Source organism: Acidisphaera rubrifaciens HS-AP3, assembly GCF_000964365.1.
GTDB classification, from domain to species: Bacteria; Pseudomonadota; Alphaproteobacteria; order Acetobacterales; family Acetobacteraceae; genus Acidisphaera; species Acidisphaera rubrifaciens.
This window is the reverse complement of sequence record NZ_BANB01000102.1, coordinates 1-9,783: the sequence shown is the minus strand read 5'-3', so window position 1 is coordinate 9,783 and position 9,783 is coordinate 1. Positions and strand designations below refer to the sequence as shown.

The window sequence follows — 9,783 nt, the reverse complement described above, 5'->3', positions numbered from 1 at the left end:
GCGCTCGCGGCATGCGCCGCACCGCCGCCGCTGCCGGCGGCGCGCGAGGGGGACGGCGCGACCCTCTCGGTCATCGACCACGGCTGGCACACCGACCTCGCCTTGCCGGCCGATGAGGCGGTGAGACAGCTGCGGGTCTTCCGCGCGATTTTCCCCGGCGCGAAGACGCTGGTGTTCGGTTTCGGCAAGCGCACCTTCATGATCGCGCCGGCGCACAGCGTCTGGGACTACGTGATCGGGCCGATCCCCGGCGACGCCGCGGTGGAGGTGAGCGCGCTGTCCACCACCGCCGCCGCCGCCTATCCCGACCTGCGGGTCGCGACCGTGGCGCTGCCGCCCGGCGGGGCGGCGGCCGTGTCCGATTTCATCTGGTCCACGATCGCGCATGACGCGTCGGGCCGGCCACGGCTGCTCAACGCCGGGCCGTGGCCGGGCAGCCTGTTCTATGTCTCGGCCACCGGCTACAGCCTCGCCTACACGTGCAACACGTGGACGGCGACCGCGCTGGAGCGGGCCGGCCTGCCGGTCGAGGCGGCGGATATCCACCTCGCCGGGACGCTGATGGAGCGCCTCACGCCGACGCCGGCCGCGCCGCCGGCCGCGGGGGCGCTGGTGGCGCGCTGAGCCGCGCTATTTGCAGGGCGGCGCGCTGCCGTCGAGGCAGGTGGAGGTCTGGCCGTTGGGCATGATGATGTAGGTCGGGCTGGCCGGCCGCGAGCTGCCGCCGCCGCTGGACGAGCTGCACGCGGCCAGCGCCGAGACCGCGCCGGCAAGGGCCAGGGCACAGGCCAGCCTCCCCGCACCGGTTGCCACCGCGCCCACACGTCCGTCCCGTCGCATGCTGCCGTCCCCAGATTCGTCGTTGCGGCAAAACCCTATCAGCGGTCCGGCGAGGCCACCACTACCGCCGCCACGGCCAGACATGCCGCAAACGCCCGCGCGGGACGGCGGCACCTGCGCTATGGAATCGGGACGTGACGGCTGGAGAGCGGCAAGATGACACGCATCCTCGATATCGGCGGCCTCGGGCGCCTCGTGCGGTCCGGTAGCAAGGTCGCGGTGCCGACCGACTATTCCGGCGTCTCGATGGCGATGACGTGGCAGATGCTGCGCGACGGGTGCGACGGGCTGCACCTCGTCTGCGTCCCGGCGGGCGGCATGCATGCCGACCTGCTGATCGGGGCGGGCCGGGTCGCGACGATCGAGACCAGCGCGGTCACGCTCGGCGAGGCCGGCGGCGCGCCGTGCTTCATGCGCGCCGTGAGCGAGGGGAGCGTCCGCATCCTCGATGCCACCTGCCCCGCCGTCCATGCCGGGCTGATCGCCGCGCAGAAGGGCGTGCCCTTCCTGCCGATCCGTGGGTTGATCGGCTCGGACGTGCTGGCCAACCGGCCCGACTGGCGGGTGATCGACAACCCCTTCGCCGAGGACGATGATCCGATCGTCGTCATTCCCGCGATCGTCCCGGACGTGGCGATCTTCCACGCACCGGCCGCCGACCGCGCGGGCAATGTGTGGATCGGACGCCGCCGCGAGCTTGCCACCATGGCCTACGCGGCGCGGCGCACGCTGGTCACGGTCGAGCGGATCGAGGACGGCGACCTGCTGGCGACCGAGATGTCGGCCGCCGGCGTGCTGCCGTCGCTGTACGTGGACGCGATCGCGGTCGCCCCGCGCGGCGCCGCGCCCTATCCGCTCTGGGGCGAATACGCGGGCGACCCGGGCGAGATCGCGCGCTATGCCCGCGCCGCGCGCACGCCGGAGGGCTTCCGCGACTACCTCGCCGCCGCGTGCGCAGAGGCCGTGCCGGCATGACGGCGGCGGCCATGACCACGCCGCGCGTCGCCCCGCGCGAGCGGCTGATCGCGACCATCGCGCGGCTCCTCGACGGGTGCCGGCATGTCGCGGTGGGCGCGTCCTCGCCGATGCCCGCCGCCGGCGCGATGCTGCTGCGGGCGATGCGCGCCGATGACGACGCGCCGATGCGCATCTCGATCCTCGGCTCCGTCGCGCACAACTTCTTCACCAATGGCGGGGTCGAGCTGTTCGACTGCGCGGCGCAGGGGCGGATCGACGCGTTCTTCCTCGGCGGCGGACAGATCGACGGGGCGGGGAACATCAACCTCGTCGGCGCCGGCGGCTATCCGGACTCGCGCGTGCGCTGGCCCGGCTCGTTCGGCTCGGCGTTCCTCGCCTATGTCGTGCCGCGCATCATCCTGTTCCGCGAGGAGCATTCCCGGCGCGTCTTCGTGGACAAGGTCGATTTCATCAGCGCCCCGGGCACGAGCCCGCCCGGCGTGTTCCGCACCGGCGGGCCGCAGGCGCTGCTGACGGGGCTCGCGCAGTTCGCCTTCGACCGCGCGGCGGGACGGTTCCGCCTCGTCTCGATCCACCCGGGCCACACGCTCGCGGACATACGCGACGCGACCGGCTTCACGTTCGACCACGACGCGATGCCGGCCGTGACGCCCGATCCGGACGCGCATACGCTCGGCCTGCTGCGCGGATGCGTGCTCGACGAGCTGGCCGAGACCTATCCCGAGTTCGCCCGCGGCCTGCGGGCGGAGATCGACGCCTTGAGCTGATACGCGCGCTATTCCGCGGCGTCAGCCAGGCGCTGCGGCTCCGTGCAGCCGCGCGCGCAGCAGCGTCCCGGCTGCCGCGACCCCGGCCGCGTGTCGTCGAGCACGCCGCGATCGAGCAGCGTCTGCACCAGGTCGGCTTTTTCCCGCACCGGATAGTGGCGCCAGATCTCGCGCTTCATCGCCTCCGGCGAGCCGCCGCCGTGCAGCGAGATGACGGAATACCACCCGGCCTGATGCGAGACGGTCAGATCCTCGATCAGCCGCGACACGGCGAGGCGCTGCGCCGCCGGGATGTCGTCGCGCCCGCCGAGCACGGCGGCGAGCGAGGCATGGGTCTCCGGGTTGTGATCCTCGTCCGGGCCGGGCAGCGCCACGATGAGGCCGCCCGAGACCTGATGCGCCAGCCGGTGCATGTCGTAGATCTTCGTCGCCAGCAGCAGCTTGCCGATGTTGGAGAACACGACATCGGGCGTGACCGAGCCGACCGGGTCCTGCGTGCAATAGGTCGAGGCGGCGACGCCGCAGGCATAGAAGCCCTCGGTGATGGTGATGAGATCGACCATCGCGTCGCGGATATGGCCGTGGCGATCGGGATCGAGCCCGTTCGCCTCGATCATCAGCGCGCCGGCGCCGATCAGCAGGTCGCCGAAGCCGGCGCGCGCGCCGATGCAGGTGTGGCGGTGATGCGTCGCATAGGCGGTGGTGAGAAAGCCCGCCTCCTCGTGCTCGCCGGCGAGGAAGATTCGGTCGTGCGGCACGAACACGTCGTCGAAGATGACGACGGCGGTGGTCTGCCCATAGGTCGCGGAGAACTTTGCCGCCGCCTCGCCCGGGCGGCCGGCGGGCCGCGCGACGATGGTGACGCCGGGCGCATCGACGGGCACCGCGCAGCAGACGGCGAAATCGGCGTCCTCGGCCGTGTGCGTGCGGCAGGGGAGCACGACGAACTCGTGCATATAGGGCGCGCCAGTGACGATCGCCTTGGTCCCGCGCAGCACGATGCCGTCGGGACGGCGTTCGGCGATGTGGACATAGACGTCGCGGCGGGTCTGGCGTCCCGGACGCTTCGACCGGTCGCCCTTGGCGTCGGTCATGGCGATGCCGAGGGCGAGGTCGCGATCCTGCACCGCATGCATCCACGACAGGAAGCGCTGGTGATAGTCGGTGCCGTGCGTCGCGTCGGCGCGATGCGTCGCCTGATACAGGCCGTTCAGCACGTCGTGGGCCAGGTATCGCTGCGCGCAGCCGGAGGCACGGCAGACGAGGCGCACCGCCTCCAGCTTGTCGAGCAGGTCGGCCGCGCCCTCGTCGATATGCGTCATGCGGTTGACGAGCGCGCCGCTGGTGGACTGCCGCGCGGTCATGATCGCCGCGTGCTCCGGCCGGTGCGCGTAGTCATAGGTGATCCCGACGGCGTTGATGCCGGGCGCCAGCCGCGGCTCGTCGGCGACGGAGGCGACCGCCTCGCCATCGATGAATACGCGCGGCGACAGGCTCCGCAGCGACTCGCGATAGGCGTCCGCGGTCATCAGCATGACGGTCTTCCCCACCCTATCGGCTTGCCCGCCGAATTGAACGGTGTTAGACGCGAAAGTCAAGCCAAGCATCTGGCGGTAGGGGCAGGCGGATGGGCATAACCGAACGCACGGCGAAACGGGCGCTGATCCTCGACGCGGCGCGGCGGGTATTCGAGGCGGACGGGCTGGACGGCGCGTCGCTGCGGGCGATCGCGGCCGAGGCGGGATACACGCCGCCGGCGCTGTACTTCCATTTCACGTCGAAGGAAGACCTCTACGCGGCCGTGCTGCACGCCTCGCTCGCGCGGCTGGGCAGTGACGTCGCGGCGGCGGCAGCGACCGAGACGACATGGGCCGGGCGGCTACATGCGGCCGCGATGGCGTTCTTCGGCTTCTATGCGAAGCATCCGCGCGACCTCGATCTCGGGTTCTACCTGCTGCGCGGCGGCATGAAGCCGGCCGGGCTCGGCCGCGCGCGGGACGAGGCGCTCAATGCCGCGCTGGCCGACGCGCTGGCGCCGATCGCGGACGCGGCGCGCGATGCGGGGCTGTCGGCGGAGGCGGCCGAGCTGCTGGTGGTCGATCTGTTCGCGCATGCGGTGGGGCTGCTGCTGCTCGCCCATACGGGGCGCATACGCATGTTCGGCGCCTCGGCCGAGGCGATGATGGACGCGCATGTGCGCCGGCAGGTCGGGCACCTGCGCGACGGAACCTGAGACGGAAGCGACGGATGACGACGCGCACGGCGGTCTGGTCCTTCGACGTCATTTCCCCGTTCGCCTATCTGGCGCTGCCGGAGGTGGCGGCGCTGCCGGTCGCGGTGACGTTCCGGCCCGTGCTGTTCGCCGGGCTGCTGGGCCACTGGGGGCAACTCGGGCCGGTGGAGATCCCGGCGAAGCGGCTGCACACCTATCGCTTCTGCGCGCATGAGGCGGCCCGTCGCGGCATACCGTTCCGCTTCCCGTCGCTGCACCCGTTCAACCCGCTGCGCCCGATGCGGCTGCTGACGGCGCTGGATGGCGCGCCGGAGGCGGTGCGCGCGGTGATGGACTATGTCTGGCGTGACGGCGGCGATGTCACCGACGATGCCGCGTGGTCGCGCCTGCTCACCCGGCTGGGCGTGGCGGACGGAGCCGCGCTGATCGAGGCGCGCGGCGCGAAGGACGCGCTGCGCCGCAATACCGAACAGGCGGCGGCGGAGGGCGTGTTCGGCGTGCCGACGCTGTCGGTCGGCGGCGAGGTGTTCTGGGGCCTGGATTCGCTGCCGCTGGCGCGGGCGTTCATCGACGATCCGGCGATCCTGACGCGGGGCGAACTGGCGCGCGCGGCGACGCTTGCCGCCGCCCCGATCGCGCACGCCCGCAAGCGGTAGCCGTCAGGTCGCGGCGGCGCGGGCGTAGGCGGCGGGCGTGACGCGCAGCCGGTGGCGGAAGACGCGCGTCATGTGCGCCTGATCCGCGAAGCCGCAGGCCGACGCCACGTCCTTGATCGGCAGATCACGCTGCGCCAACAGGGCGCAGGCGCGGGCGACGCGCCGGTCGATCACATAGGCGTAGGGCGCGCAGCCGAAGGTCGCGCGGAAATGGCGGCCGAAGGTCCAGACGCCGAGGCCGAGCACAGCGGCGAGCGACTCCAGGCCGATCGGCTCCTGCAGATGCGCCTCGATATGATCGACGACGCGCCGGCGCTGCGCGGGCGAGAGACGGGCGGGCGCGCGCGGCCCGCGATAGGTGCAGGCGGCGTAGCGGCGCAACAGGTGGGCCGCCAGTTGCGCGCCCACCGCCTCGGCGTGCAGGGCGCCGTGCGTGCCCCCGCCGGCGGCCTCGGCGGTAATCGCCTCCGCCGCGCCGGTGATGACGCTGTCGCGGGCGCGCAGCAGGTCCGGCAGCCGCACGTCCGCGACCGCCCGGTCGAACACGTCCTTCGCGACCGCATCGACGAGGGACGGGGCGAGATAGATATGGGCGACCTCGATCGCCTCGGTCCAGTGCCAGTGGGATCGCTGCGCCCGGGTAACGAGCGAGACGTCGCCTGGATCGCAGCGCGTACGGGTCCAGCGGCCGTCGAAGCGCCGTTCCATCAGCGTGCCGCCGCGCCGGTAGGCGACGATGGTGAAGTCGCGCAGCGGCGGCACCTCCACGTCGAGGCCGGTGTAGCGATAGGCGCGCACGCCGACGCCGCGCCAGCCGAGCGCGTCACTCGCGCACAGGATCTCGCCCGGCACGTATTTCGGCAGTTCGGCCGGCGGCAGCAATGCGGACATCAGTTTCCTCGCCCGCCCCTCATTCTACCGGTCAGTAGCATGGCGGCGCGGCGCGGACAACGCGCCTGTCGGATGGTTGCAACCGGCCGGAGTTCTCCCCGGCCGACTGCCCCGGCGGATCAGCTGGCCAGCAGCTCGCGCAGATGCCCCTCCAGCTGCGGCATGAAGCCGGGATCGGCGCCGAACAGCGCGAGATGGCCGTCGATGCTGTTCAGCACGCGCAGCTGCGCCCCCGGCACCAGCTTGCACTCCCGCTCGCAGTCGGCGACGGGGAAGAACATGTCGTGGCTGATCGGCATGACGAACATCTTGGCCTTCACCCGGCCGAGTGCCGCCGCGAGGTCGCCGCCCGCCATGCGCGCGACGTCGCCGCGCTGCCATTTCCACGCCATGCAGATCAGGTCGTTCGGGTCCATCACGCCGAAATAGCCGAACATGAAGTTGACGACGAAATCGTCGAGCGAGGAGAACCCGAGCTGCGCCATGCGGCCGTGCTGGTAGAACTCCGTGCTCCAGCCCATCACCGCCCACATCTTCGCGTGCCGCAGCAGACCGGCCCGCACGTCGGCCGGCGAGGCATAGAAGCCATGGTTGAAACCGGGATCGGAGGTGATCGCGTCCACCAGCGTCTGCGTGAACAGGAAGTCGTGCTGCGTGTTGCGCGCGGTCCCGGCGATCGGCGCGGCGCGGCGCACCATGTCGGGATAGCGGACCGCCCATTCATAGGTCTGCTGCGCGCCCATCGACCCGCCGACGACAAGCGCGAGCGAGGAGATGCCGAGCTTTTCCGTCAGCAGCCGGTGCTGCGCGCGCACGTCGTCGCCGATGCGGACATGCGGGAAATGTCCGGCGCCGGACGGACCGGCCGTGTTGTGCGGCGACGTGGACAGGCCGTTGCCGATCTGGTTGACGATGATGATGTGGTATTTGTCGGTATCGAGCGCACGCCCGGGGCCGATATAGACCTGTTCCATGATCTTGCTCGTCCCGGAATACCAGGTCGGGATCAGGATCACGTTGTCCTTGGCCGCGTTGAGCGTGCCGTGCCGGGCGACGGCCAACTGACAGCCGCGTAGCGTGCCGCCTTCCTCCAGCGGCAGGTCGCCGATGTCGTGCATCTCGTACGGACCGTGCAGGTCCTGGGAGTAATAGGCGTTCTCGGTCACGTCATCCCCCGTCATTTTGTGTTTGTTCGCGTACGGTATCACGCATGCGCGCCGTGCCGCGACGCGCATGCGTGCCCGGCGGTTCAGGCGGTGAGGGCGAAGCCCTCGTAGCCCTTGGCCGCGATCTCCTCGCATTTCTGACGATACGGCCCGACGCCGCCCAGATACGCCATGAAGACCCGTGGCTTCCCGGGGATGTTCATGCCCGTGTACCAGGTGTCGGATTGCGGCATCAGGGTGGAGTTGGCGACCTCCGCCACATGCGCGGTCCACTCGGCCTCCGCCTGCGGCGTCGCCTCGAACGTGGAGACGTTGTTGCGGCGCAGATGGGCGATGCAGTCGGCGGTCCACTCCACGTGCTGCTCGATCGAGACGGGCATGTTGCTCAGCACCGACGGGCTGCCCGGTCCGGTGATGGTGAACAGGTTCGGGAAGCCGGCGACGGCGATGCCGAGATAGCTGCGCGGCCCGTCCGCCCAGTGTTCGGCCAGCGTCTCCCCGCCCCGCCCGACGACGTTCATGCGTGTCAGCGGTCCGGTCATCGCGTCGAAGCCGGTGGCGATGACCAGGATGTCACACGGATAGACCGTCTCGCCGACGCGCACACCCTCCGGCACGATCTCGTCGATCGGGTTGGCGCGGATGTCCACCAGCTCGACATTCTCCTTGTTGAACGTCTCGTAGTAGTTGGTGTCGAGCGGCTGCCGCTTGGTGCCATAGGCTTAGGTGGTCGGGATCAGCTTCTCCGCCACCGCCGGGTCCTTCACGATGCGGCGTATCTTGCGCTTGATGAAGTCGCCGCAGAGTTCGTTCGCCTCGCGGACGAAGAACATGTCCTGATAGTTCCCGAGCCAGAAGCGGAACCCGCCCTCGTCCCACATCGACTCGAACACCGCCTCGCGCTCCTCGGGCGGCGTCTCGAGGACGGATTTCGGGATGAAGTCGAGTTCGAAGCCGAAATAGGACGCCCGGATGTTGCGGATGATCTCGTCATAGCGGGCGCGGCGGGCGGCCCACACCTCGGGATCGACCTTGCCGTTGCGTGCGGGGACGCAGAAATTGGGCGTGCGCTGAAACACCGTGAGCTGCTTCGCCTGCTGCGCGATCACCGGGATCGCCTGCACCGCCGTGGCCCCGGTGCCGATCACGCCCACGCGCTTGGCGGTGAAATCGACGCCGCCATGCGGCCAGCGGCTGGTGTGGTACCACTTGCCGGCGAAACGATCGAGGCCCTTGATGTCCGGCACGTTGGTCGCCGACAGGCTGCCCACCGCCGCGATCAGATAGCGGGTGGTCAGCGTGTCGCCCCGATCGGTCCGCACCGTCCAGGTGCCGTCCGTCTCGTTGAACACCGCCTCCGTCACCCGCGTGCCGAAGCGGATGCTGCGCCGCAGGTCCAGCCGGTCGGCGACGAATTCGAGGTACCGCAGGATCTCCGGCTGTTCCGGATAGCGCTCCGACCACTGCCAGTCCTGCAGCATCTGCCGGTCGAAGGTGAAGCAGTAGATATAGCTGTCGGAATCGCAGCGCGCGCCGGGATAGCGGTTCCAGTACCAGGTGCCGCCGACGCCGTCGCCGGCCTCGAACACCTGCGCGTTAAGGCCGAGCTGGTCGCGCAGCTTGTGCAGCATGTACATGCCGGAAAATCCGGCGCCGATGACCACGGCATCCACCGTCCCGGTCAGCGGCTGGACGGCGGCCTGCGCCGCCGCATGTGTGTCGGGCATGGTCGTCCCCCTGTGTGTCCCCGTTTCGGGTGTTGTGACGCCGGGCGGCGGACGGGCGGAGAGCCCGCTGCGCGTACCCGGACGCGCCGACACCCTGCCCGCGGTCGAGGGGGGCAGTCTTGAACGAAGCTGGCAAAACGCGCGGGGCGGTTCAGCCCGGGCGCAGGTCGAGGCCGATATCCAGCACGGGGACGCTGTGCGTCAGCCAGCCGATCGAGATCAGATCGACCCCGGTCGCGGCGATCGCGGGCGCGGTCCGCGGCGTGACCCGCCCCGACGCCTCGGCCACCGCCCGCCCGTCGATGCGCCGCACCGCCTCGGCCAGCATCGGGGGCGACATGTTGTCCAGCAGCACCGCATCCGCCCCCGCCGCCAGGGCGGCGTCGAGCTGGTCGAGCGTATCCACCTCGATCTCGATCCGCACCAGATGCCCGGCGGCGGCGCGGGCGCGGGCGAGCGCCGGGGCGACGCCGCCGGCGATGGCGATGTGGTTGTCCTTGATCAGCATGGCGTCATCCAGGCCGA

The 9,783-nt window shown here is 70.7% G+C and carries 11 protein-coding genes and 1 pseudogene; 5 read left to right on the top strand and 7 right to left on the bottom strand.

What is annotated here, in order from left to right:
- The coding region (locus B8460_RS04035; RefSeq protein ID WP_048860289.1) for a DUF2459 domain-containing protein at window positions 1-624 on the top strand (624 nt) is incomplete at its 5' end.
- Window positions 625-630: 6 nt separating this feature from the next.
- On the opposite strand, the gene B8460_RS04030 is transcribed toward B8460_RS04035, so the two are convergent.
- Window positions 631-840, bottom strand: coding sequence for a hypothetical protein (locus B8460_RS04030; protein WP_148360330.1), 210 nt, complete (start codon window positions 838-840; stop codon window positions 631-633).
- A gap of 156 nt (window positions 841-996) precedes the next feature.
- Here B8460_RS04030 and B8460_RS04025 point away from each other — a divergent pair, with 156 nt between their 5' ends.
- Both B8460_RS04025 and B8460_RS04020 read left to right on the top strand, forming a co-directional pair.
- Window positions 997-1,815 carry a CoA transferase subunit A gene (locus tag B8460_RS04025; protein ID WP_048860287.1) on the top strand — a complete coding sequence of 273 codons (819 nt, stop codon included), beginning with the start codon at window positions 997-999 and terminating at the stop codon, window positions 1,813-1,815.
- A complete protein-coding gene (locus B8460_RS04020; protein ID WP_241771105.1) occupies window positions 1,812-2,585 on the top strand; it encodes a CoA-transferase in 774 nt (257 codons plus the stop codon). The genes B8460_RS04025 and B8460_RS04020 overlap by 4 nt, the downstream gene beginning before the upstream one ends.
- A gap of 8 nt (window positions 2,586-2,593) precedes the next feature.
- Here the strand turns inward: B8460_RS04020 and B8460_RS04015 are convergent, their stop codons facing one another.
- Entirely contained in the window at window positions 2,594-4,120 is a 1,527-nt protein-coding gene (locus B8460_RS04015; protein WP_048860286.1) for a 4-hydroxyphenylacetate 3-hydroxylase family protein, read from the bottom strand.
- Between the two features lie 92 nt (window positions 4,121-4,212).
- Here B8460_RS04015 and B8460_RS04010 point away from each other — a divergent pair, with 92 nt between their 5' ends.
- Together B8460_RS04010 and B8460_RS04005 are read left to right on the top strand one after the other, a co-directional pair.
- Window positions 4,213-4,818, top strand: coding sequence for a TetR/AcrR family transcriptional regulator (locus tag B8460_RS04010; protein ID WP_048860285.1), 606 nt, complete (start codon window positions 4,213-4,215; stop codon window positions 4,816-4,818).
- Window positions 4,819-4,832: 14 nt separating this feature from the next.
- Complete coding sequence (locus B8460_RS04005) at window positions 4,833-5,474, top strand: 2-hydroxychromene-2-carboxylate isomerase (RefSeq protein WP_048860284.1); 642 nt, start codon at window positions 4,833-4,835, stop codon at window positions 5,472-5,474.
- A gap of 3 nt (window positions 5,475-5,477) precedes the next feature.
- On the opposite strand, the gene B8460_RS04000 is transcribed toward B8460_RS04005, so the two are convergent.
- The 5 genes and pseudogenes from B8460_RS04000 to B8460_RS03985 all read right to left on the bottom strand — a co-directional run.
- On the bottom strand, window positions 5,478-6,365 hold the full coding sequence (locus B8460_RS04000; protein WP_048860283.1) for a helix-turn-helix domain-containing protein: 888 nt from the start codon (window positions 6,363-6,365) through the stop codon (window positions 5,478-5,480).
- 119 nt (window positions 6,366-6,484) lie between these two features.
- Window positions 6,485-7,546 carry an alpha/beta fold hydrolase gene (locus B8460_RS03995; protein WP_199445534.1) on the bottom strand — a complete coding sequence of 354 codons (1,062 nt, stop codon included), beginning with the start codon at window positions 7,544-7,546 and terminating at the stop codon, window positions 6,485-6,487.
- 68 nt (window positions 7,547-7,614) lie between these two features.
- The gene (locus B8460_RS23280) at window positions 7,615-8,181 is read right to left on the bottom strand and encodes an NAD(P)/FAD-dependent oxidoreductase (RefSeq protein WP_241771104.1); all 567 of its coding nucleotides are present in this window, start codon (window positions 8,179-8,181) and stop codon (window positions 7,615-7,617) included.
- Between the two features lie 72 nt (window positions 8,182-8,253).
- Entirely contained in the window at window positions 8,254-9,258 is a 1,005-nt protein-coding gene (locus B8460_RS23275) for a flavin-containing monooxygenase (protein ID WP_241771103.1), read from the bottom strand.
- Between the two features lie 151 nt (window positions 9,259-9,409).
- Window positions 9,410-9,783, bottom strand: a pseudogene (locus B8460_RS03985) (carboxylating nicotinate-nucleotide diphosphorylase); the annotation flags it as partial.

Excerpts from the sequence above, each read along its gene's own strand:
- B8460_RS04030 (WP_148360330.1), bottom strand. The coding sequence starts at position 840 with ATGCGACGGGACGGACGTGTGGGCGCGGTGGCAACCGGTGCGGGGAGG.
- B8460_RS04025 (WP_048860287.1), top strand. The coding sequence starts at position 997 with ATGACACGCATCCTCGATATCGGCGGCCTCGGGCGCCTCGTGCGGTCC.
- B8460_RS04020 (WP_241771105.1), top strand. The coding sequence starts at position 1,812 with ATGACGGCGGCGGCCATGACCACGCCGCGCGTCGCCCCGCGCGAGCGG.
- B8460_RS04015 (WP_048860286.1), bottom strand. The coding sequence starts at position 4,120 with ATGCTGATGACCGCGGACGCCTATCGCGAGTCGCTGCGGAGCCTGTCG.
- B8460_RS04010 (WP_048860285.1), top strand. The coding sequence starts at position 4,213 with ATGGGCATAACCGAACGCACGGCGAAACGGGCGCTGATCCTCGACGCG.
- B8460_RS04005 (WP_048860284.1), top strand. The coding sequence starts at position 4,833 with ATGACGACGCGCACGGCGGTCTGGTCCTTCGACGTCATTTCCCCGTTC.
- B8460_RS04000 (WP_048860283.1), bottom strand. The coding sequence starts at position 6,365 with ATGTCCGCATTGCTGCCGCCGGCCGAACTGCCGAAATACGTGCCGGGC.
- B8460_RS03995 (WP_199445534.1), bottom strand. The coding sequence starts at position 7,546 with ATGACGGGGGATGACGTGACCGAGAACGCCTATTACTCCCAGGACCTG.
- B8460_RS23275 (WP_241771103.1), bottom strand. The coding sequence starts at position 9,258 with ATGCCCGACACACATGCGGCGGCGCAGGCCGCCGTCCAGCCGCTGACC.